This is a genomic window from Rhodococcus sp. AC861, assembly GCF_979256035.1.
Genome location: NZ_CEEDMW010000005.1, coordinates 269,904 through 291,184 on the forward strand (window position 1 = coordinate 269,904; position 21,281 = coordinate 291,184).

The 21,281-nt window shown below is 65.2% G+C and carries 20 protein-coding genes; 5 read left to right on the forward strand and 15 right to left on the reverse strand.

Going from position 1 to position 21,281, the window contains the following annotated elements; translation table 11 throughout:
• The first annotated feature begins 319 nt into the window (after window positions 1–319).
• Window positions 320–892 carry a pentapeptide repeat-containing protein gene (locus tag AC0IX4_RS17525; protein WP_471830153.1) on the forward strand — a complete coding sequence of 191 codons (573 nt, stop codon included), beginning with the start codon at window positions 320–322 and terminating at the stop codon, window positions 890–892.
• 26 nt (window positions 893–918) lie between these two features.
• On the opposite strand, the gene AC0IX4_RS17530 is transcribed toward AC0IX4_RS17525, so the two are convergent.
• The 5 genes from AC0IX4_RS17530 to AC0IX4_RS17550 are packed head-to-tail and all read right to left on the reverse strand — an operon-like array spanning window position 919 to window position 5,846.
• Window positions 919–1,794 carry an NAD(P)-dependent oxidoreductase gene (locus AC0IX4_RS17530; RefSeq protein ID WP_471830155.1) on the reverse strand — a complete coding sequence of 292 codons (876 nt, stop codon included), beginning with the start codon at window positions 1,792–1,794 and terminating at the stop codon, window positions 919–921.
• A gap of 23 nt (window positions 1,795–1,817) precedes the next feature.
• On the reverse strand, window positions 1,818–2,891 hold the full coding sequence (locus AC0IX4_RS17535; protein ID WP_471830157.1) for a 2,3-butanediol dehydrogenase: 1,074 nt from the start codon (window positions 2,889–2,891) through the stop codon (window positions 1,818–1,820).
• A 38-nt stretch (window positions 2,892–2,929) separates the two neighbouring features.
• Window positions 2,930–3,697: an SDR family NAD(P)-dependent oxidoreductase gene (locus AC0IX4_RS17540; protein WP_471830159.1), complete on the reverse strand. Its 768-nt coding sequence runs from the start codon at window positions 3,695–3,697 to the stop codon at window positions 2,930–2,932.
• On the reverse strand, window positions 3,694–4,779 hold the full coding sequence (locus tag AC0IX4_RS17545; protein WP_471830161.1) for an SDR family oxidoreductase: 1,086 nt from the start codon (window positions 4,777–4,779) through the stop codon (window positions 3,694–3,696). The genes AC0IX4_RS17540 and AC0IX4_RS17545 overlap by 4 nt, the downstream gene beginning before the upstream one ends.
• Before the next feature lie 8 nt (window positions 4,780–4,787).
• Complete coding sequence (locus tag AC0IX4_RS17550) at window positions 4,788–5,846, reverse strand: zinc-dependent alcohol dehydrogenase (RefSeq protein WP_471830162.1); 1,059 nt, start codon at window positions 5,844–5,846, stop codon at window positions 4,788–4,790.
• Between the two features lie 197 nt (window positions 5,847–6,043).
• Here AC0IX4_RS17550 and AC0IX4_RS17555 point away from each other — a divergent pair, with 197 nt between their 5' ends.
• A complete protein-coding gene (locus AC0IX4_RS17555) occupies window positions 6,044–6,760 on the forward strand; it encodes a helix-turn-helix domain-containing protein (protein ID WP_471830164.1) in 717 nt (238 codons plus the stop codon).
• A gap of 21 nt (window positions 6,761–6,781) precedes the next feature.
• On the opposite strand, the gene AC0IX4_RS17560 is transcribed toward AC0IX4_RS17555, so the two are convergent.
• Genes AC0IX4_RS17560 through AC0IX4_RS17580 form a run of 5 tightly spaced genes read right to left on the reverse strand, consistent with a single transcriptional unit; the run spans window position 6,782 to window position 13,294 of the window.
• Window positions 6,782–7,552, reverse strand: coding sequence for an SDR family NAD(P)-dependent oxidoreductase (locus tag AC0IX4_RS17560; protein WP_328812739.1), 771 nt, complete (start codon window positions 7,550–7,552; stop codon window positions 6,782–6,784).
• Between the two features lie 26 nt (window positions 7,553–7,578).
• Window positions 7,579–8,553, reverse strand: coding sequence for a zinc-dependent alcohol dehydrogenase (locus tag AC0IX4_RS17565; RefSeq protein WP_471830166.1), 975 nt, complete (start codon window positions 8,551–8,553; stop codon window positions 7,579–7,581).
• A gap of 39 nt (window positions 8,554–8,592) precedes the next feature.
• Window positions 8,593–11,109, reverse strand: coding sequence for an ATP-binding cassette domain-containing protein (locus AC0IX4_RS17570; RefSeq protein WP_471830308.1), 2,517 nt, complete (start codon window positions 11,107–11,109; stop codon window positions 8,593–8,595).
• Window positions 11,110–11,114: 5 nt separating this feature from the next.
• On the reverse strand, window positions 11,115–12,200 hold the full coding sequence (locus AC0IX4_RS17575; RefSeq protein ID WP_471830168.1) for a substrate-binding domain-containing protein: 1,086 nt from the start codon (window positions 12,198–12,200) through the stop codon (window positions 11,115–11,117).
• Between the two features lie 47 nt (window positions 12,201–12,247).
• A complete protein-coding gene (locus AC0IX4_RS17580; protein WP_471830169.1) occupies window positions 12,248–13,294 on the reverse strand; it encodes an ABC transporter permease in 1,047 nt (348 codons plus the stop codon).
• 330 nt (window positions 13,295–13,624) lie between these two features.
• On the opposite strand from AC0IX4_RS17580, the gene AC0IX4_RS17585 reads away from it, so the two are divergent.
• From AC0IX4_RS17585 to AC0IX4_RS17595, 3 genes are read left to right on the forward strand one after another with little or no spacing between them, the layout of a single operon-like run.
• A complete protein-coding gene (locus tag AC0IX4_RS17585; protein WP_471830170.1) occupies window positions 13,625–14,026 on the forward strand; it encodes a nuclear transport factor 2 family protein in 402 nt (133 codons plus the stop codon).
• 29 nt (window positions 14,027–14,055) lie between these two features.
• On the forward strand, window positions 14,056–15,129 hold the full coding sequence (locus AC0IX4_RS17590) for a maleylacetate reductase (RefSeq protein ID WP_471830171.1): 1,074 nt from the start codon (window positions 14,056–14,058) through the stop codon (window positions 15,127–15,129).
• A complete protein-coding gene (locus AC0IX4_RS17595) occupies window positions 15,126–16,013 on the forward strand; it encodes a dioxygenase family protein (RefSeq protein ID WP_471830173.1) in 888 nt (295 codons plus the stop codon). The genes AC0IX4_RS17590 and AC0IX4_RS17595 overlap by 4 nt, the downstream gene beginning before the upstream one ends.
• Window positions 16,014–16,049: 36 nt before the next feature.
• On the opposite strand, the gene AC0IX4_RS17600 is transcribed toward AC0IX4_RS17595, so the two are convergent.
• Genes AC0IX4_RS17600 through AC0IX4_RS17620 form a run of 5 tightly spaced genes read right to left on the reverse strand, consistent with a single transcriptional unit; the run spans window position 16,050 to window position 21,184 of the window.
• Complete coding sequence (locus AC0IX4_RS17600; protein WP_042573157.1) at window positions 16,050–17,159, reverse strand: adenosine deaminase; 1,110 nt, start codon at window positions 17,157–17,159, stop codon at window positions 16,050–16,052.
• A gap of 43 nt (window positions 17,160–17,202) precedes the next feature.
• Window positions 17,203–17,979: an amino acid ABC transporter ATP-binding protein gene (locus AC0IX4_RS17605; RefSeq protein ID WP_042573156.1), complete on the reverse strand. Its 777-nt coding sequence runs from the start codon at window positions 17,977–17,979 to the stop codon at window positions 17,203–17,205.
• Entirely contained in the window at window positions 17,976–19,475 is a 1,500-nt protein-coding gene (locus AC0IX4_RS17610) for an ABC transporter permease subunit (RefSeq protein WP_471830175.1), read from the reverse strand. Before AC0IX4_RS17610 ends, AC0IX4_RS17605 begins: the two co-directional genes overlap by 4 nt.
• A gap of 1 nt (window position 19,476) precedes the next feature.
• Window positions 19,477–20,760, reverse strand: a complete 1,284-nt coding sequence (locus tag AC0IX4_RS17615; RefSeq protein WP_471830177.1) for a thymidine phosphorylase — start codon at window positions 20,758–20,760, stop codon at window positions 19,477–19,479.
• Window positions 20,753–21,184 (reverse strand): cytidine deaminase, encoded by a 432-nt coding sequence (locus AC0IX4_RS17620; protein ID WP_471830179.1) that lies wholly within the window; start codon window positions 21,182–21,184, stop codon window positions 20,753–20,755. Before AC0IX4_RS17620 ends, AC0IX4_RS17615 begins: the two co-directional genes overlap by 8 nt.
• Window positions 21,185–21,281 lie beyond the last annotated feature (97 nt).

The following is a 21,281-nucleotide window of genomic DNA, read 5'->3' on the forward strand; positions in this document are numbered from 1 at the left end:
TTGTCGGCGGCACCCCCGGTCCTTCGGTGACCGGCCAGGGTCCCGCCGCATCTGGCCCAGCATTCCTGCCACCCGGAAGCACATCGTGCCCACCTCACCTCGCCCCCTGCCGTCCCTCAACGCCGATTGCCGTAGCTGCGTCGGATTATGTTGCGTGGCTTTCGCCTTCACCCGATCGTCCGATTTTCCCGTCGACAAGAACGCGGGCGACCCCTGCCCCAACCTGAGCACGTCCTTTTCCTGCACCGTGCACGACAGTCTGGACAACCGCGGCTTTCGCGGATGCAGTGCCTTCGACTGCTTCGGAGCAGGACAGCACGTGAGCAGCAGACTGTCCGGCGGCCGCACGTGGCGTGACGACCCGTCGACCGCGGCGTCGATGTTCGCCGCGTTCAGAACCGTCACTGCGCTACACGAACTGCTGTGGCACCTCACCCACGCGCGGCACCGCACCTACGACGACGACCTGAAGGCCGCCGTCGACGTCCTGGTCAGCGAGATCACGGCGAGTGTCGACAGCGCCGACCCGGCGGCCGACCTCGAGATGTACAGGGAGAGAGTCCGCCCGATCCTGGACGCGGTGAGCGAGGACGTGCGCGCAACGTTCTGCGCGCAGGGTGACTCCGTCGATCCGATTCTGGTGCGCTACGCAGACCTGGCCGGCCGCGACCTCCGACGTCTGCGCACGGTCGGTGCCGACCTGCGAGGCGCGTCGCTCCTGGGCTCCGACCTGCGCGGAGTCGACATGGCAGGCTGCGACCTGCTCGGCGCCGACCTTCGGGGAGCCGACGTCCGCGGTGCCGATCTCACGGACTCTCTCTTCCTGACACGCACCCAACTGGGAAGCGCACGCGCCGATCAGCGCACACGGTTACCGCAGTGGGCGGCGTGATCGTCCGGGCGCCCGGTGTACGACGACTACCTCGTACCGGACGTGCCCAGGAATTCGCGTACCGCCGCCATGTCCTTCTCACCGAGGCCCGCGTCGAGGGCGCGGTCGAGAACGTTCCCGACCGTCACGGCTTGGGGGAGGTCGAGCCCATGAGTTCGCGCGAGTTCCAAGCCCAACCCCACATCCTTGCGCAGCAGCGACAGGGGGAAGGCAACGCCGGCTTCGTCCGGATTCAGGAAGTGCTCACGCTTGTATCCGACATAGGGCGCCGCGACCGCGCTGGACCCGAGCACCTCGTAGAACGTCGATGCGTCCAAGCCATCGGCCTCGGCGAGGACGAGCGCCTCGGCAATCCCCTGGTTGAGGCTCGCCAACACCGAGTTGACGGCAAGCTTCGCCACCGACGCGGTACCTACCGGTCCGGTATGGAACTGAGCCTTCGTCATGGCGGCGAGCACCGGCTGCAGGCGCGTGAACTGGTCCGCATCGGCTCCCACCATCGTGCTGATCTGACCGGTCTCGGCGAGGCTGACACTGCCCGATACCGGAGCGTCGATGACGTCGACACCCGCAGACGCTGCCCGCGAGGCGAACTCACGGACCGCGGTGGGTCCGACCGTCCCCATCACGACGTGGAGATGTCCGGAAGTAGCGGCTGAGACGATGCCGCCCTTGCCGAACAACACGTCGTCGGTGGCCGCGGCGTCGGGGAGCATGCTGAACGAGACATCGGCTCGGGCCAGATCAGACGGGCCGGACGCGACGGTGACCGCTTCCAATCCTTCGGGTAACGAGTCTGCGGACAGATACAGGTCGTAGGCGGTCACGGAGTGTCCGGCCTCGAGGAGACGACGGACCATGTGCGCGCCCATACGTCCGATGCCGGCGAAACCGATATTCATGTGTCGTCCTTCGTCGATGGTGGTCACGACGGCGAACCGCCGACTCGGACCAAGAGCTTCTGGGCGTCACCCTCGGGGTCGAGCAGTCGGTCGAATCCGCCGGCGACGATGTTCTCGACGTCGATGATTTCGCTGACCACTTTCTCCACGGGGAAGCGACCCGAGGCGACCAGAGCGATGATGCGGGGCCAGTCGTACACGGGATAGCACCACGTGCCTACGAGCGTGATGTCTTTGTTGGACAGAGCCATCGGGTCGATGGTCGCAGGCCGCACGTGCAGACCGACCTGCGAAACCGTGCCCGCCGAGCGCACGCTGTCCAGCGCTGCCGTCAGACCGTTCTGGTGGCCCGAGCATTCCGCCGCGACGTCGACGCCGATTCCGCCCGTCAGTGCGCGCACCACCGCCGGAACGTCCTGCACCGTCGGGTCGAGAACCTCGGCGATGCCGAAGCCCTCGATCAACGCACGACGCTTGGCATTCGGTTCCGAGACCAGAATTCGTGAGGCGCCGGCCGCATGGGCATACAGTGCCGACAGGGCGCCGATGGGTCCGGCGCCGGTGATCAGAATCGTGTCGCCCGCACCGAACCCCGTCCGGTCGACACCGTATGCAGCGACCGCGGCGGGTTCGATCAGCGCGCCCTGGACGTCACTCACGGCGTCCGGCAACACCGATACCTGTCGCTCCTGAACCACGACCAGTTCGGCAATACCGCCACCACCCCAGCTCAGACCTGTGCAGGCCATCACCACACACAGGTGGTTCAGTCCGCGACGGCAGTAATAACACGTGCCGCACGTGATCAGCGGCATCACCGAGACGCGGTCACCCACCGCTACCGAGGTGACGTCCGCTCCGAGTTCCACCACTCGGGCCGAGAACTCGTGTCCGAAAATCTGCGGGGCGCTGGCGCCGGTCAACGCGTGCGGCTCGGTAGGAATGACGATCGGTCCGAAGGCGTACTCGTGCAGGTCCGTTCCGCAGATGCCGCAGAAGAACGGCCGAAGCAGAACCTCGTTCGGCCCGACGGTTGCGGGCGGCGCGACGTCTTCCACTCGGACGTCGTGACGGTCGTGAAATACGGCAGCGCGCATCTTTCTCTCCTGTGTTCGGTGTGGTCGACGTTCGTGCATCACACAGCGGTGATGCCACCGTCGATAGTGATCGCGGCGCCGGTCTGGTAGCCGACATCCTCGCGGAGGAGGAAAGCGACCAGTTCCGCTATCTCGGCCACGCTGCCGTAGCGGCGTAGCGGCGTCCCCTCCATGAAGCGTTCCCGTTCGAATCCCGGATCGTCGGGGTTGACGAGCGTTTCCGACCGGGACATGAGCGGGGTGTCGATGGGTCCGGGACAGATGCAGTTGACCCGAATGCCGTCGGGAGCGGATTCTGCTGCGGCCGTTCGGGTCAGACCCAGAACGCCGTGCTTGGTCACCACGTAGTCCGAGCGATCGGGCGCCGCCTTCAGGCTGAGGATCGACCCGGTGTTCACCACCGCACCACCGCCTGCCCTGCGGATCAGAGGCAGGACGTGCTTGAGGCCGAAGAACATGCTCGACAGATTGATGTCGACGACGGAACGCCATTCTGCTTCCGTGGTGTCGATGATCGACTTGTGCACGCCCTCGACGCCCGCGTTGTTGAAGAACAGATGCACGTCGCCGAGCAACGACGTCGCGGCGTTCGCGTACGCCTCGACCTGTGCGTAGTCGGATACGTCCGCCTGGTACGGGTGGATGTCGCCGTTCGACTCCGATGCAACACTCTCCGCGCCCGCCCCATCACGATCGACGGCGAGCACCCGCGCGCCGGCCGAGGCGAGCCGCAAGGCCACCGCCCGTCCGATTCCGCTGCCCGCTCCGGTGACGACGGCGCCTTTTCCGGCGAAGGATTCACTCATCGCGTCGGCAGGATCGAGGCGGCGCGGTACCGGTCGGTCTTCTCGACGAAACTGTCGAAAGTCGAGCGGAATTCGAGGAAGCCCGCCTGACGGCTCTTGGTCATGTCGGTCAGGCACTCGATGTTGCGGCCCAAGTCGCTGTCCGTATGCCACCACGACGCCAGTCGGTCGACGTCGTCTTCTGCCAAGGAGTGTCGGGCGGCAATCTCCGCCCAGATCTTCGGTGCGTCCTCGGTGCGATCGTCCAGAGGCTTGGGACTGTCGGCATACCCGACAGGCTCGACGCCGAACACCGCGGCGATCTTCGGCCACATCCATCGCCAACGGAAGACGTCACCGTTCGCGATGTTGAAGGCTTCGTTCTCACCTTCCGGATGGGTTGCCGCCCAGATCATCTGCTCACCCAGCAGGTCGGCATCCGTGATGTCGGTCAAGCCGTCCCACTGCGTCTGCGATCCGGGAAAGACGAAAGGTTCGCCCTTCTCGCGGCAGATCTCGGCGTAGACGCCGAGGGTCAGCACCATGTTCATGGCGTTGCCGACGGCGAAGCCGAACACGGTGTGAGCGCGGTGCACGCTCCACGTGAAGTTCTGCTCGGACGCTGCAGCGAACAGCTCGTCTTCCTGCGCGTAGTAGAAGTTCGGGCTGTCCAGTCGAGGTTCGTTCTCGTGGAACGGCGTCTCGGCCATGACACCGGTGGCGTAGTCGTCGAAGGGGCCCAGATAGTGCTTGAGCCCGGTGAGCAGCGCGACGTGCCGTACGGATCCGCTGCCTTTCAGTGCCGCGAGGACGTTGCGCACCGTGGCGCTGTTGACCTCGATGTTCTTCTGCTCGGAGTCCTGCTTCATCCACGCCGTGATGAAGACGATCTCGGGGTCTACGCCCTGAAGGGCCGTGGCCAGAGACTCGGGGTCGAGAAGATCTCCCGCAACGGGGATGACGCCGTCGACGGGGTTCTTCGATCCGCGGGAGAGTCCGTACGTGGTCCATCCCGACTCGACGAGTTGACGTGAGACCGTCTGTCCTGCAATGCCGGTGGCACCGACGACAAGTGCTGTGCGTGCGTGGTTCTCTTCTGACACGGGTGAACTCATTTCGCTGGGTCGATCAGGACTTTGCCCTCGACCTGGCCTGTGGACAGACGATCGAGGGACGAGGGAAGTTCGGACAGCCCGACGGGCGCCTCGGCGAGTTCGCGGCCGAGCCGACCGGTCGCGAGGATGTCGAGGGCGGCAGGCAGATCCGTGTCGCAGACATGGGCCAATGTGCTCTCGAGGGTGATCTCGCGGAACACGATCGAGTGCATGTCGAGAGCAGGCTTCTCCTTGGGGATGCCGACGGCGAGAACGCGCCCGCCGTCGGTGACCATCTGCAGCGCGGACACCAGCTGGCCCGGCGCACCACTCGCTTCGATCACGACATCGGGCTTGCCACCCAGCGCCTCGACGACGTCGGCGGCGATGTCGTCCGATGCGCCGAGGGTGCGATCGGCCCCGAGCCGCGTTGCGCGCTCGAGACGAGGACCCGGGAAGTCGACCACCGTGACGTTCACGTCGCCCAGGTATTTCAGGCCGGCGAGGACGAACGAACCGATCGCGCCGGCGCCGATCACGACGACGTTGTCGCCGTCGCGCGCACCGGACCTGCGAGCCGCATGGATTCCCACGGCCAGTGGCTGAGCAAGACCGGCATGGTCCACAGACAGTCCGTCGGGCAACGCGCGCAACGTCTTCGACGGTACCGCGGCGAATTCGGCCATCCCACCGTTCACGTTCAACCCGAGTGTTCTGTAGGTCGAGCACTGATTCGTCCGGCCCTCGAGGCAGCGTCGGCATCCGCCGCACCAGATGCCCGCGCCGGTCGCCACGAGGTCACCCACGGCGAAGGACGATCCTGCCGGGACATCGACTATTTCACCCACGAACTCGTGTCCGAGAATCAACGGTCCGATGTGCCCGCTGGTGGGATGACGGCGCGTGACGGGGAACGTCTTCGGGCCGGCGACCCACTCGGAGGCATCCGTCCCGCATATCCCGGACCGCAACACGCGGAGAAGAACGTCGCCGCTCGACGGATCGGGGACTGGAACGTCTTCGATGCGGATGTCGCGCGCACCGTGATATACGGCGGCTTTCATGGTCTGAGACAAGGAGACTCCTCGACGTGCTCGAAGTGTGATGCAAGCAACTGTGTCTGTAGAGTAACACTGCACATGTCCACCGCAAAGCACCTGTGTTCGTCCGAGATAAAACAGGAAACGAGTGCAATACTCGAGTACAAGCGTCGTGCGTCCAGTGGACACACACATGGCAGCAGTGCCCGCGGATCTGGAAGGGGAGGCGTGCGATGAGCGACACGGCGATCGAAGTCGGTGCCTCGGACACAGCAGCACAGATGAACGTCCAGATGGGTCTGCGGTTGCGCGGGGCCCGCGAGGGCGCGGGAATGTCGCTGCGTGAAATGGCGCGACGCGTGAACCTCTCCCCCAGTTTCATCTCACAGGTCGAGTTGGGCCGCACAGCTCCCTCGGTCGGAACCCTCTATGCCATCGTGACCGAACTCGGGCTGTCGCTCGACTCACTGATGGCGGAAGACGTCGCGCCGCGCGATATGGAAAGCGCCGAGCCCGAACCGACTACGACCGAGGACGACCGACACGGCGTCAGTCACGCGCTCGGAAGCGCACCGGCGTCCCGTGTCGTCCCGCTGCCGGAAGTCGGGGCACTCCCCGGGCTACAACGCGCCGACGAGCGGCCCGAGCTGTACCTGGGCGGCGTGCGGTGGGAGCGCCTGACGCCCGACGACGATCCGAATGTCGAGTTCCTCCGGGTGACGTATCCACCGAACACGGAATCGTGTCCCCCGGACAACCTGATGAACCACGGCGGTAAGGAATACATCCACATCCTCTCGGGCAAGCTCGAGATCCAGGTGGCGTTCGCTCGCCAGGTACTCGGGCCGGGCGACAGTCTCCATTTCGATTCGTCGATCCCTCACCGGCTCAGCAACCCGCACGCCGAGACGTGCATCGCGATGTGGTTCGTCGTGGGGCGCCAGCACTGAAACGCTGACACCCCCCGAGCGTCACACGGCGGTGTAACCGCCGTCGACCACCAGCGCGGAGCCGTGTACGAAGCGTGCTTCGTCGCTGGCCAGGAACAACACCGCCTGTGCCACGTCCTCCGGCTCACCCACATGTCCGATGGGGTGTTTGGGCTCCATGATGTCGAGATATCCGCGCAATCCGCCCTCACTGCGCTCGGCGAGCTCGCGGACGAACGGCGTCAGAATGGTTCCCGGATGCACGGAATTGACCCGGATATGGTCACGACCGTACGTCGCGGCATCCTTCTTCGTCATGAGCGTCACGGCACCCTTGGCTGCGTGGTAGGGCGCCATCTCGTGCGAGCCCACGAGTCCGTAGATCGACGAGATGTTGACGATGCTTCCGCCACCGTTGTCGCGCAGATGTCGGATGACATGTTTGGTGCAGAAGAAGACACCTTTCACGTCGACGGCGAACACCGCGTCCCATTCCGCTTCGGTGACTTCGTCGGTGGGCTTGTCGACTCCTGAGATCCCGGCGTTGTTGACCAGGATGTCGAGTTTTCCCCAGTGACGGCGCACCTCGTCGAACACGGCGGACACGGAGTCCTCCGAACTCACGTCCAGCGACCAGAATTTCGCCTGCCCTCCGCTCTGTTCGATGAGGCGCACGGTCTCGAGACCGTCCTTCTCCGAGACGTCGGTGACGGCGACGGCGGCTCCCTCGGCGGCGAACAGAACGGCCATCGCACGACCCATTCCGTTCCCCGACCCGGTGACGATCGCAATTTTTCCGTGCAGGCGTGGCATGAGCAGTCCCTCGGTCGGTCGAACGATCAGAGTGTGGCGTCGAAGGTGATGTGCACCTTGATGTTCTCGGCAGTCTTGCGCGACTCGGCGAGTGCGGTCACCGCGTCGTCGGCCGAGAATTCCCGGGTGACCAGTCGACCGAGGTCGATGCCGCTCCTGGCGATGAAGCGCAGGGTGGCCGGCCACACCCCCGGTGATCCGATCGCCCCCCTGATGTCGAGTTCCTTGGACTGGATGAGGCCGAGCTTCGCCGGCGCGGAACGTCCGACATCGATACCGATGTACACCAACCGTGCACGGTGGCCGGCGAGTTCGAGCGCGGTGGCCATGACCTCCGGGCGGCCGGTAGCCTCGACGACCACGTCGGCTCCCCGTCCCCGGCTTTCCTCGCGCAGGACACGCTCGACGTCTTCGGGTGTCACCGCGTGCGCCGCACCGAGTTCCAGCGCTGCCGCACGTCGCGCGTCGGACGGCTCGACGACGATGGTCGTGGCGCCGAGCGCTGCCGCACCGGCGACGACGCCGAGGCCGATCGGTCCGGCACCGAGGACGACGAGCACATCGCTGGCATTGACGTTCCCAGCGCGCATCAGCCCGTAGTAGCCACAACTGAACGGCTCCACCAGAGCCCCGCTGGTGAAGGACACCTCGTCCGGAAGCTTGTGCAGCCAGGAAGGTTTCACGACGAAGAACTCCGCCGCCGCACCACTGATCGAGAACCCGAAGTGGTCCTCACCGATGACGCATTCGCCGACCACCCGGTCTCCGACGACGAATTCGGTCACATCCGCGCCGACCTTCGCCACCTCACCGGACCACTCGTGCCCGGGGATGACGGGATACTCGAACGGAATGATGTACCGACCTTCGAGCAGTTCGATGTCGGAATGGCACACACCGACGGATCGGGCCGCGATGAGAACCTCGTCGGGGGCGATCTGCGGAACGTCGATGTTCTGGACCTCGGCCGTGTTCTCTGCGACAAATCTGAGTGCTTTCACGTCACATGCCTTTCGGGAAGTATCGAGTGGGGTGCGGTGTCAGTGGTGACGGGTTGCCTGACGCTTCTGTAGGCCGATGTAGAGCACGGCCGCGATGATGACGATCCCGCCCTGCAGCCAGTACTGCCACGCTGTGCCGAGCCGCAGGAAGTTCGCCATCGCCAGGATCACCTGCAGAAGAAGCGCTCCCAACAGCACAGCGATCGGAGAACCGCTACCACCGCGCAGCAACGTTCCGGCAACGACGACGGCCGTGATGCTGGCAAGGGTGAAGGTGATCCCCTGATTGGGGTCGCCCACGCCCACCTGGCCGACCAGCATGATGCCGCCGAGCATGGTCAGCAACGAGCACCCCACGTACGCCGCGGTGACGGTGACGCCGGTCCGGACGCCGAACTTCTCCGCGATGGACGCGTTCGAACCGGAGGCGCGCAACGCGATACCGGGCCGTGCGTACCGCAACGCGACAGCGAGGCCGACGGCGGCGATCACCACTATCACGGAGGCGACAGGGACGGGGCCGAGGCTGTAGTTGATGACGTCGAGAATGGTGAAGTCGACGTATCCGTCGATCTCGGGGCGGAGCAGCAGCGACACACCCTGGATACCGATGTAGGTCACCAACGTTGCGGCTACGGCCGTGAACTTCAGTCCGCGGATGAGACCACCGTTGATCGCACCGACGACGATCGCCGCGGCGACCGCGATGACGATGCCGCCGAGCAACCGGGTCACCGACGCGCCGTCGTACCAGAAGAACGACATGATCACCAGGACGAGTCCGGTCAGAGGGCCGACAGACAGGTCGATCCCGCCCGTCATCACCACCAGCATCTGGCCCAGCGCGATGAAACCCAGGGCAGTTGTCGTGAGCAGGATCGACGAGATGTTGGCCTCGCCCAGGAAACGGACGTTCTGCGTGGTCGCGATCAACGCCAGCAGGACTACTGCCCCCAGAAGGATGTAGCTCGGGAGGGATCGTGCGACACGGCTCGGCGCCGTCGCAACGGATCCCCTGCCGCGTGCGTCGTCGGACTCGGATTTCTCGGTTCGATGTCCCGTGGACGAGACCATCGCGGACATCATGTTGCGTTCGGTGAGGTCGTCACCGGTCAGCGATTCGACGATGGTTCCGCGTGAGATCACGAGGACACGGTCGCAGAGACCCTCGAGTTCCAGTGCGTCCGAGGACAGGACCACGACGGCCATGCCGTCGTCGGCGGCCGCCCGCAACTGAGCGTAGATCTCGGCGCGTGCACCGGCGTCGACACCCTGCGTGGGTTCCTCGGCGAGAATCAGGGTGGGCTGTGACAGAAGCGCTCTGGCCAGGACCACCTTCTGCTGATTACCACCGGACAAGTTTCCGACCAGCGTCTCGACGCTCGGCGCCTTCACGGTCAGAGCCGAGGACATCTCGGTGGTCAGCCGGCTCTCCCGGCCGCGATCGATGATGCCGTTCCGCAGGAAGCGACCGAAAGCTCCGAGCGCGGCGTTCTCGCGAATCGAGAACTCGGAAAGGACACCTTCGCCCGCACGATCGGCAGGCATGAAGGCGATTCCTGCTCTGTGGGCGTTCGCGGAGGAAGTCAACGACAATTCGGTACCGCCCAGGCGGACGGAACCGGTCGACGGCGTCAGACCGGCGAGCGCACGGAGGAGGGACACCTGCCCGTTGCCGGCGACGCCGGCAAGTCCGACGATCTCCCCCGCACCGACCGAGAACGAGATGTCGTCGAAGTCTCTGCCGGACAGCGCGTCGACGACCAGGCCGTCACCGGCCGGGCCTTGTCGCTTCGGAGGAAACACCGCGTCGACGTCGCGTCCGGCGATGAGGGTGATGATCTCGTCGTCCGTCAGCGTCTGTGGGTCGTAGGATCCGCGCACGCGTCCGTCGCGCAGGATCGTCATGGTGTCGGCCAACTCTCGGACCTCGGGGATACGGTGCGTGATGTAGACGACGGCCACCCCCGCAGCAGCCACACTGCGTACCCGCTCGAAGAGAAGGTCGACCTTGTCCTGGACCAACGGCGCCGTGGGCTCGTCGAGAATGAGCACTTTGGTCTCGGTGGCGAGGGCTTTCGCGATCTCGATCAACTGACGCTCGGCGATCGGCAGATCACCACACTTGGTGTCCGGGTGGACGACGCACCCCACGGCGGCCAACTTTTCGGTGACCCAGGGACCGATCTCGAAGACGGACGGCCGAAGACTGCGAGGAATGGCGAGGGCCATGTTCTCCGAGACCGTCAGGTCAGGCAGCAGGGCCGGAGTCTGATGGACGATCGAGATTCCCAGTTCCAGTGCTTCGGCCGGTGTCAGACCCGTGCGCTCCACCCCACCGACACTCACCGAACCCGATGTGGGCGCGAGTGTCCCGGAGATGATCGACATGAGTGTGGATTTGCCGGCACCGTTCTCACCGAGCAGGGCATGAACTTGGCCGGGCACGACGTCGATGTCGACGCCGGACAGAGCGGTGACGGGTCCGAAGGTCATCCCGACTCCGCGAACCTGCAGATACGGGGTGGCCAGGGTGGCGGAGTTCGCATGGATCATGTCGGTCACTGGAGTACCTCTCCGATACGTTGCGGATCGAGCGAGCTGGAGAGGAGGGCATCCTCGGGGAGTGTCGGGTCGCATACGGGTGCGGAGGGACTACCGCTGATCGAGTCCTCGAAGGCCCTCGGCACGTCGATCTTCGACTCGGGAGCGACGCCTCCGGTGGCCTCCGCCACCACGTGCTGCACAGCCAGTCGCACCATGTAGGTCTGTGATGTGACGGTCAACAGCTGGAACTCCGGATTCGCGTCCTTCAACTGCTCGTACTGGCACGACAATCCGTTCACATCCGCCGATGCCAGCAGTGGCAGTGGCCGACCGGCCTGCTGGAATGCGGTCAAGATGCTGGTGGCGGCGAAGTCGGTCATCACCGCGTCGATCTGGGGGAAGCGCGACAGCATGGTCGACGTGGCCTGCTGCGTCTCTGCGGGAGTCCAGTTGGTGACAGTGAACGGCTGGTCACCGATCAGCTTGATTCCCGGATGATCGACCAGAACCTGCTGCAGTCCCTCGTATTCCGCGAGATCCTGCGAGTTCGCGGGTGGCCCACCGAGGAAGAGAACGTTGCCTTGACCGTTCGGCAACGACTCGACCAGCCATTCACCGTAGATCCGGCCGATCTCGTTGAAGTCGGCGGCGACGAACGTCGTGTACTCCGAACCCTCCGAGCCGCCGGGAGAGACACGGTACGGAACCACGGCGACTCCCGACTTGTACTCGTAGCGGAGTGCGGGCAGTACCGCTTTACCGGAATCGGGGAACACCAACATGCCGTCGACGCCCTGGGCCCCGAGACTCTTGATATCGGCGATCGCCTTCTGGGTGTCGCCCTGAGCGTCCGTAGTGATGAAGTCCGTCACCGACGAGCATTTGGCGAGTTCGTCCTTCAGCTCCTCGATGTTGGTTCTCTTCCAACTGTTTCCGCCGCTACCGTCGGCGAAGCCGATGATTGCGGAGTCGGGGCCGCACCATGTCGGCCGGGGTTCGTCGGCGGACACGGTGTCGAATCCGCCGACCGAGCAGCCGGCCACCATGGATACGGCGCAGGCGAGCGTCAGTGCTCGGGTGGCTGAGTTTCTGTACGTCATCGCATTCGTCCTCGAGTTGCGGGTGAGCGGTTCGGCGGTCGGTCGTGTCACTCGGACGACACCAGATCTCGTGGTGCTGTTTCGATACGGCGTCTGCGGAGGACACCGGGATTCAGACCGCTGTGGAAGGCCACGCCGAGACCCAGAGCGAGTGCCTGGATCACGATCTGCCAGCCGTAGCTGAGCCCGAGGGTCGACGCGAGACGGTCGACCTGGGTGAAGAAGAGCGCTGCGATCAAGGAGGCGAGCACGCTGCCCTTGCCCCCGAGGAGCGACGTACCGCCGAGGACCACGGCGGCGACGGACGGCAGCAGATACGTGTTGCCCTCAGTGATGCCCGGTGTGTTCACGATGCCTGTCAACAGGATTCCGGCGATCGCGTAGAGAACCGCCGCGCCGGAGTACGCGCTCAGGGTGTATCCGAGCGGCCTGATGCCGGCGGCGGTGGCGACGCGGGGACTGGCACCCACGGCTTCGAATTTGCGTCCCGACGGTGTGAGCCGCACGAACAGTCCGACGACGACGGTCAGAGCGACTGCGACCAGCACGGTCACGGGAATGCCGGCGAACGAGGATCCGATGACGTCGGACAGACCGTTCGGGGTACGGCGAGCGGCTCCGCCGGACACCGCCCAGGTGGCCCCGATCAACAGTGCGTTGACACCGAGAGTCGCCACGATGGGAGCGACGTCGAAACGCGCCACGACGAAACCGGAGACTGCTCCGGCGCCCGCCGCTATGACCAACGCTGCAACCAGTGCCATCACGATCGCTCCCGCCGTCCCGCTGCTCGCCACCTTGGTGACGACGACGACGGACAACGAGAAGACGCCCGGCACGGACAGGTCGATACCGCCCTGCTGTACGACGAGCGTCTGGCCGATGGCGACGACCGCCAGGATGGCCGCGAAGGGCAGCATCGCGGAAATGGCTCCACCGCTGACGCTTTGAGGTGCCACGATCGCGCTGATGACGAACAGCACGACCGTGGCGATGCCTATCGCGACAGCACCCCGAGCGCGTCCGCTCATGGCGGACCTGACAAGTCCTCCGGCCGGCGGCGGGCCGGTGCCCGACTGATCGTCTGATGTCACGAGAAGTCTCCGTTGATCGTGCGAGTGAGTGAGTCGAGCTCCGACAGACGCGTGTCCAGTAACGCTGCATGTCGTGTCCTGTCCTGATTGAACTGTGCGTTGAGTCACTTGTCAAGGAGCTTGGGTCACCAGTCACTCGTGGCAGTTCATACGGCATTTGTAGTGCATTTTTCTGAAGCTGGGCGTCGCCGACGGAGATCGTCGGCCTGTCTTTGCGATGTCAACGCAGCAGGAATCAGGTGTTCTGTGACAGTTGACACCTGTCGGTCGGGTCCATACCGTCGACAACCATCGGCATCGATTCGGCCGCACGACTTCTAGGAGAACCCCATGACCGAACCCCGGGTACTGGACATCGACACGGTCAAGGCCGAGATACTCGACCTCGAGGACCGCCGCTACCAGGCAGTTGTCGACGGTGACTTCGACACCTTCCGTCGCTACTGCCACCCCGACCTCGTATACACCCACTCCGACGGAAGCCGCGATTCCGTAGCGTCGTATCTGGAGAAGGTCGAATCCGGGTTCTACGTCTATCACCGCATCGACCACCCCACCGACGACGTTCTGGTGTCCGGGGACACCGCGATCGTGGTCGGCGAGATGAACGCGAGCATCACTGCGAACGGCAAGGACAAGGACCTGGTCAACAACTGCATCGCCGTGTGGGTGCGCGAGAACGGCTCGTGGCTTCTCCTGGCGTACCAGCCCACGCCGCGACCGGCATCCTGACCGAACTCCCACGACATCAGGAGGCACCCGTGCTCGAGTTCGACCACGACACACTCGCTCAACGAGTTCTGTTCGGCGCAGGACGAGCTGCATCCAACCTCGCCTCGGAGGTCGAGCGACTGCGCTCGAACTCCGTCATGGTGATCGCCGGACCCGCGGAGGCCGAGTTGGCCGTCGAGGTTTGTCGATCGATCACCCCGCGGATGATGTACTCCGACGTCGCGCCGCATGTTCCGGTCGAGAAAGCCGAGAAGGCGCGTGCCGCGGCCGCTGACCACGACGTCGACCTCCTGGTCAGTATCGGTGGCGGTTCGACCACCGGCCTCGCCAAGGCGGTGGCCCTCACCACCGGGATACCGATCGTCGCCATTCCGACGACCTATGCGGGATCCGAGGCCACGAACGTCTGGGGCATGACGGAGGCGTCACGGAAGTCGACGGGTGTCGACGCGCGGGTTCTCCCCACGACCGTCATCTACGACGTCATGTCGCTACTCACGCTTCCGGTGGAGCTGAGCGTCGCCTCGGGTCTCAACGCCCTGGCACATTCGATCGATTCGATGTGGGCGCCGCGGGCCGACCCGATCAACTCGACGCTGGCCGTCGAGGCCATCAGCGCACTGTCGGGCGGACTACGACACATCAAGCGGGACTCCACGAGTCAGGACGGCCACGAGCAGACTCTGTACGGTGCCTACCTGTCGGCCGTGGCATTCGCCTCGGCCGGTTCGGGTCTGCACCACAAGATCTGCCATGTCCTCGGTGGGGCGTACGACATGCCTCATGCCCAGACCCACGCCGTGGTTCTGCAACACGTACTCGAGTTCAACGCTCCCTACGCACCGGTTGCCGAGAGGCGCATCGCCGCCGCCTTCTCCACGGCGACAGCGGTAGAAGGCCTGGCATCACTTCGCGCCGACCTCGATGCTCCTCGCGCGCTTCGCGATTACGGTCTGAACGAGAAGGATCTACCGGACGCCGCGAACCTCGTTCTCGAGGCGGTCCCCCCGTCCAACCCGCGACCGGTGACCGCCGAGTCGTTGACCGCTCTGTTGCATGACGCATGGGCGGGAACGTCGACGGATCTGGAGGCCACCCGATGACCGAAACGTCGATCGAACAGCAGCAGAGAGAACGCGAGCTGACGGACAAGGTCGTCGCCAGCTTCGCCGACGCGCCCGATCCTCGGCTGCGAGACGTGCTCACGTCGCTCACCGAGCACCTGCACGCCTTCATACGTGACGTGCGCCTGACTCAGGAGGAATGGAATACCGCCATCGAATTCCTCACTCGGGTCGGGCATATCACCGACGACAAACGACAAGAATTCATTCTTCTCTCCGATGTCTTCGGTGCGTCGATGCAGACCGTCACGGTCAACAACGAGGCCGTCGCCCACGAGACGGAAGCGACTGTGTTCGGGCCCTTCTTCGTCGACGACGCACCCGTCATTCCCCCGGGCGGCGACATCTCCGGAGGCGCACCGGGACAGGCGTGTCGGGTCGAGGGCACCGTGACCGACACCGACGGCAAGCCGGTACCGAACGCGCGGATCGAAGTTTGGGAAGCGGACGACGACGGCTTCTACGACGTCCAGTACTCCGACGGACGAGTGGCTGCGCGCGGGCACCTGTTCTCCGACGCCGAGGGGCGATACGCATTCTGGGGCCTCACTCCGACCCCGTATCCCATTCCTCACGACGGCCCGGTAGGCCGGATGCTCGACGCCGTCGGGCGATCACCCATGCGCGCGTCGCACCTGCACTTCATGGTTACCGCAGACGGCAAACGCACGTTGATCACTCACATCTTCGTGAGCGGAGACGAGCTACTGGACCGGGATTCCGTGTTCGGCGTGAAGGACTCGCTGATCAAGGACTTCGTCGAGCAACCGGCCGGCACACCCACGCCGGACGGGCGCGATCTCGGGGACGACACGTGGTCCCGCGTCACCTTCGACATCGTGCTCGCACCTGCCAGGACCTAGGGCGCGCACGCCTCGGCAGTTGCCGGGTCTCCACTCCTACCCCATCAACACCCGGTACCCGGGCTTCACGACGTCGTCGATGAGCGCCAACCTTTGATCGAACGGCAGGAACGACGACTTGAGCGCGTTGATGGTGAACCGCTCGAGGTCCGACCAGCCGTACCCGAAAGCGGATGCGAGCGTGAACATCTCCTTGCTCATCGAAGTGTCGCTCATCAAGCGGTTGTCGGTGTTGACGGTGACGCGGAATCGCAGCCGCGCCAGCACGTCGAAGGGGTGCGCCTCGATGCTGGCGACAGCACCGGTCTGGACGTTCGAGCTGGGGCACAGCTCCAAGGGGATTCGTTTGTCCCGCACGTAGTTCGCGAGCAGTCCCAGTTCATGGTTGCCGTCGGCGTCCGTCGTGATGTCGTCGACGATGCGCACGCCGTGGCCCAGTCGGTCGGTTCCGCAGAACGCGATGGCCTCATGGATGGACGGCAGGCCGAACGCTTCGCCGGCGTGAATGGTGAAGTGCGCGTTGTTCGCCCGCATGTACTCGAAGGCATCGAGGTGGCGGCTGGGAGGGAAACCCGCCTCCTTGCCGGCGATGTCGAATCCCGCGACGCCCTGGTCGCGGTAGCGGACCGCGAGCTCGGCGATTTCCCGTGACCTCGCGGCGTGCCGCATCGCCGTCAGCAGGCACCCGATGCGGATGGGACGACCGGCTGCTCGCGCTGCGCTCTCACCCTGCCGAAAGCCTTCGAGGGTGTGTTCCACGACCTCGTCGAGTGTGAGCCCCTTCTCGAGGTGCTGCTCGGGGGCGTACCTGACCTCGGCGTAGACGACACCGTCTGCCGCCAGGTCCTCGGCGCATTCCCTCGCAACGCGCTGCAGGCCCTCGGCGGTCTGCATCACCGCGACGGTGTGGGCGAACGTTTCGAGGTACAGCTCGAGGGAACCGCTGTCGGCCGCATCGCGGAACCACCGTCCGAGGCTCTCCGCGTCGGATGCGGGCAGGCCGTCGTAGCCGCATTCGCTCGCCAGTTCCAGCACGGTACTCGGGCGCAGCCCACCGTCCAGGTGGTCGTGCAGCAACGCTTTCGGCGCGCGTGCGATGTTCTGCATGTCCAGTGGAGCAGGACCAACCGCCACATCGTCTTCCATGACTCCGACTTTAGTGTCCGTAACGGTGTTGCGCGCCCTAGTCCTACAGCGGGTCCAGGATCCTCTTCAGGAACTGCCGCGTGCGATCCTGCGAGGGGTTGCTCAGGACCTCCGCGGGGGTGCCCCTCTCGACCACGACTCCCCCGTCGACGAACAGAACCTGGTCGGCGACCTGCTGCGCGAATCGAATTTCATGGGTGACGACGATCATCGTCCACCCCTCGCTCGCCAGGTTCTTGATGACGGCGAGAACCTCACCGACGAGTTCCGGGTCGAGGGCGGAAGTGGGCTCGTCGAAGAGCATCAGCTGGGGGGCGAGCGCGAGCGCCCGCGCTATCCCGACGCGCTGTTGCTGGCCACCGGAGAGCTGGAACGGGTACTGATCTTCCTTGCCGGTCAGCCCCACCTGCGCCAGCAGTTCGCGCCCTGCGGCCTCCGCCTCCTCCCGTGGATGCTTCTGCACCACGATCGGTCCCTCGGTGACGTTCTGCAGAACCGTCTTGTGCGGGAACAGATTGTGCGACTGGAAGACCATGCCGCTCTGCGCGCGCAACGCGGACGTGGCGCTGCGGACGCGTCCCTTCGATTCCGATGACAGCGCCTCGAAATCGACCGAGACGTCACCGACCCGGATCGTTCCCGCGTCGGCGGGATCGAGGGCGTTGAGACTGCGCAGCAATGTGGTCTTGCCGGAACCGGAGGGGCCGACGACGACGGTCACGGTGCCCCGGTCCGCGGTGAAGTCGACACCGTTCAGGATCGTGTTGCCGCCGAACGACTTCCGTAGCCCGGCTACCTCGATGAGGGGATTCTCGGTCATCTCGCCACGTACCTGTCCAGTCGGGTTTCCAGTCGACCCTGCACAGCCGAGAGCGCGATGCAGATGACCCAGTAGTACAGCGCCGCGACCGAGTACAGAGCGAAGAAGTCGAACGTCGGGGCGGCGGCGAGCTGGGCGACTCGCAACAGCTCGGTCACCAGGATGGTCGACGCGAGCGAGGTGTCCTTGACCAACGAGATCAACGTGTTGGATAGGGGAGGAACTGCGGTGCGCAAGGCTTGTGGAAGGACGATGCGCTGCAATGTCGTCCGGTAGCCCATACCGATGGTCTGCGCGGCCTCCCACTGACCCTTGGGAACTCCCAGGATGGAGGCTCGGACGATCTCGGCGGCATAGCCACCGACGTTGATGCTGAACGCCACCACCGCGGCCGGGAACGGAGAGATCACCACACCGAATTGAGGCAGCGCGTAGAAGACGATGAACAACTGGAGCAGCAGAGGCGTTCCGCGCACGATGGACACGTAGAAGCGAGCGAGCAGCGACAGCGGTCGGATCGACGAGATGCGCGCCAGCGCCACGGCCAGAGCGATGATCAGCCCGATGACGAAGCTGATCGCCGTCAGCGGCAGCGTCGTCGTCACCGTCGCCTTCAACATCGGCACCAGGTTGCGGGAGATCAGGTCCCACGTCGATTGCGAGGCCGCGGCGGACTCGGTGGGAGCAGTAGCCGCCGCCGTCTCCGCATTGGGCACCGCGACGTCGGAACCGAAGTACTTCTCCGACGCGGCCGCGAGGGTCCCGTCGTTCTGCAGTTCCTCCAATGCCGTGTTCACCGAGTCCATCAGACCGCTGTCCTTGCGGGCTGCGAAGGCTTGCAGGCTGACGTCGCCGGTCTGCGCGGCGACGGACACCCCGGTGTCACCCGTCTGCGCGAAGTACTCCGCGACCGCCAACGAGTCGTTGACGGTGGCGTCCACACGGCCGTCCTTGACCAGCGTGACGGCCTGGACGAACCCCTCGACCGCCTGCACCTGAGCGCCGGCGTCGGTGGCTACCTCGGCCCAGTTACTGGTCGAGGACTGCGCCGTCGTCTTGCCGGCGAGATCGGCGAGCGAACTGATGGACGAGTCGCCGGTACGAGTCAGAATCTCGCCGTCGGACACCGTGTACGGCCGCGAGAGGTCGTACTTCGCGCGACGCTCGTCGTTGATGGTCACCTGGTTGGCGATGAGGTCGAACCGTTCCGACTCGAGTCCGGCGAAGATGGAGTCGAACGGAGTCTGGACGAACTCGACGCGCACACCGAGCTTCTCCCCCACGGCACGCACCACGTCGACGTCGTATCCGGTCAACTGACCGTCGTCACCCTGGAAGCTGAACGGGCTGTACGTGCCCTCGGTCCCGACCACCAGCACGCCGTCGTCGGTGACCGAGTCGATCAGCGGTCCGTCCGACGACGACCCGCACGCTCCCAGGAGTATCGAGAGCATCACGGCCACCGCCGCGGCGAGGCTCCACCGGCGACGCGTCATCTCACGACCCGATCCTGTCGAGGATCAGGGGCCGGGCGGTCTCCGCGACATCCCCGATGTCCCAGCCACCGCCGAGTGCCTCGAGCGCGCCGTCGAACTTCTCCGGGGTGTCGGTGTGGAGGGTGAACAACGGTTGCCCCTTCGTCACGCGGTCGCCTTCCTTCGCATGCAGACGCACGCCCGCTCCCGCCTGGACTGCTTGTCCCTGCCGAGCACGTCCGGCACCGAGGCGCCACGCCGCGATTCCCACGGCCATGGCGTCGACACGCGTGAGGACACCGTCCCGCTCCGCCGTCACGTCGTGCGTCTCACGGGCGGTGGGCAATGCCGCCGCCGGATCTCCGCCCTGGGCGGCGATCATCGCGCGCCACCGGTCCATCGCCGTACCGTCCCGCAGGGTGGCCGCGGGGTCGATGTCACCCAGTCCGGCTGCGGCAACCATCTCCCGCGCCAGCGCCAGAGTCAGCTCGACGATGTCGGCCGGTCCGCCACCGGACAGGACGTCGAGCGATTCCTGCACTTCGAGTGCGTTACCCGCGGTCCACCCCAGGGGCGTGTTCATATCCGTCACCAGGGCGATGGTGCGGACACCGGCATCGGTCCCCAGCTCGACCATCGTCGATGCCAATTCCCGCGCCTGATCGAGCGACTTCATGAAGGCGCCGGACCCGCACTTGACGTCGAGGACCAATGCGCCGGTCCCCTCGGCGATCTTCTTGCTCATGATGGACGCCGCGATCATGGGAATGGACTCGACCGTTCCGGTCACATCCCTCAAGGCGTAGAGCTTCTTGTCCGCCGGCGCGAGATCTGCGCCCGCCGCGCAGATGACGGCGCCGACGGCGGGGTCGTCGAGGATGCGCGTCATCTCCTCCGCCGTCAGGTCCGCGCGCCAGCCGGGGATCGATTCGAGTTTGTCGAGAGTGCCACCGGTGTAGCCGAGTCCGCGGCCCGAAAGCTGGGGAACGGCAGCTCCGCACGCGGCGACGATCGGCGCGAGCGGCAACGTGATCTTGTCGCCGATTCCGCCGGTGGAATGTTTGTCGACGGTCGGTCTGGAGATGGACGAGAAATCCATTCTGGAGCCGGACGCGATCATCGCTTCCGTCCACTGGCGTATCTCGCCGCGGTCCATTCCGCGGAGCAGAATCGCCATCGTCAGCGCCGACATCTGCTCGTCGGCGACCTCGCCGCGCGTGTAGGCGTCGACCATCCAGGAGATCTGGTCCGAAGACAGGGTGTGGCCATCGCGTTTGGTGGCTATCACCGATACGGCATCAGGCATCCGTCGCCTCCTTCGGGGCGTCGGAGGTGCGGCCGGCGGCAAGGTCGTCGGGTCCGAACGCTTCGGGGAGGAGGCTGCTCAATGAGCGAGGTCCACTCGTCGTGTCGATCATCACATCACCGCCGCCGAACTCCAACAGGAGCTGCCGACAACGGCCGCACGGGAGAAGCACGAGACCCCGACTGTCGCAGCACGAGAACGCGATCAGTCGTCCGCCGCCCGAGGAGTTCAACGCCGACACCAGTCCGCACTCGGCGCAGAGCCCCAGGCCGTATGAGACATTCTCCACATTGCATCCCACGACGACCCGTCCATCGTCCACCAGTGCGGCAGCGCCCACCGGGTAGTTCGAGTAGGGCGCGTATGCGTGGGTCATAGCCTCACGGGCTCTGTCTCGCAAGGATTTCCAGTCCACTTCCTGCATGGGAGCGATCCTGTCACGACATCCGCCCGGATGTCGGAATCTACGACGGAACCGCATCCCCGATTGGACAGGCAAACCTAACTTCCCTGCGATGCGG

What these genes read in the sequence shown, in the direction of transcription:
- AC0IX4_RS17530 (WP_471830155.1), bottom strand. Translation starts at nt 1,794, where the DNA reads ATGAATATCGGTTTCGCCGGCATCGGACGTATGGGCGCGCACATGGTC.
- AC0IX4_RS17535 (WP_471830157.1), bottom strand. Translation starts at nt 2,891, where the DNA reads ATGCGCGCTGCCGTATTTCACGACCGTCACGACGTCCGAGTGGAAGAC.
- AC0IX4_RS17540 (WP_471830159.1), bottom strand. Translation starts at nt 3,697, where the DNA reads ATGAGTGAATCCTTCGCCGGAAAAGGCGCCGTCGTCACCGGAGCGGGC.
- AC0IX4_RS17555 (WP_471830164.1), top strand. Translation starts at nt 6,044, where the DNA reads ATGAGCGACACGGCGATCGAAGTCGGTGCCTCGGACACAGCAGCACAG.
- AC0IX4_RS17560 (WP_328812739.1), bottom strand. Translation starts at nt 7,552, where the DNA reads ATGCCACGCCTGCACGGAAAAATTGCGATCGTCACCGGGTCGGGGAAC.
- AC0IX4_RS17570 (WP_471830308.1), bottom strand. Translation starts at nt 11,109, where the DNA reads ATGATCCATGCGAACTCCGCCACCCTGGCCACCCCGTATCTGCAGGTT.
- AC0IX4_RS17575 (WP_471830168.1), bottom strand. Translation starts at nt 12,200, where the DNA reads ATGACGTACAGAAACTCAGCCACCCGAGCACTGACGCTCGCCTGCGCC.
- AC0IX4_RS17585 (WP_471830170.1), top strand. Translation starts at nt 13,625, where the DNA reads ATGACCGAACCCCGGGTACTGGACATCGACACGGTCAAGGCCGAGATA.
- AC0IX4_RS17595 (WP_471830173.1), top strand. Translation starts at nt 15,126, where the DNA reads ATGACCGAAACGTCGATCGAACAGCAGCAGAGAGAACGCGAGCTGACG.
- AC0IX4_RS17600 (WP_042573157.1), bottom strand. Translation starts at nt 17,159, where the DNA reads ATGGAAGACGATGTGGCGGTTGGTCCTGCTCCACTGGACATGCAGAAC.
- AC0IX4_RS17605 (WP_042573156.1), bottom strand. Translation starts at nt 17,979, where the DNA reads ATGACCGAGAATCCCCTCATCGAGGTAGCCGGGCTACGGAAGTCGTTC.
- AC0IX4_RS17610 (WP_471830175.1), bottom strand. Translation starts at nt 19,475, where the DNA reads ATGACGCGTCGCCGGTGGAGCCTCGCCGCGGCGGTGGCCGTGATGCTC.
- AC0IX4_RS17615 (WP_471830177.1), bottom strand. Translation starts at nt 20,760, where the DNA reads ATGCCTGATGCCGTATCGGTGATAGCCACCAAACGCGATGGCCACACC.
- AC0IX4_RS17620 (WP_471830179.1), bottom strand. Translation starts at nt 21,184, where the DNA reads ATGCAGGAAGTGGACTGGAAATCCTTGCGAGACAGAGCCCGTGAGGCT.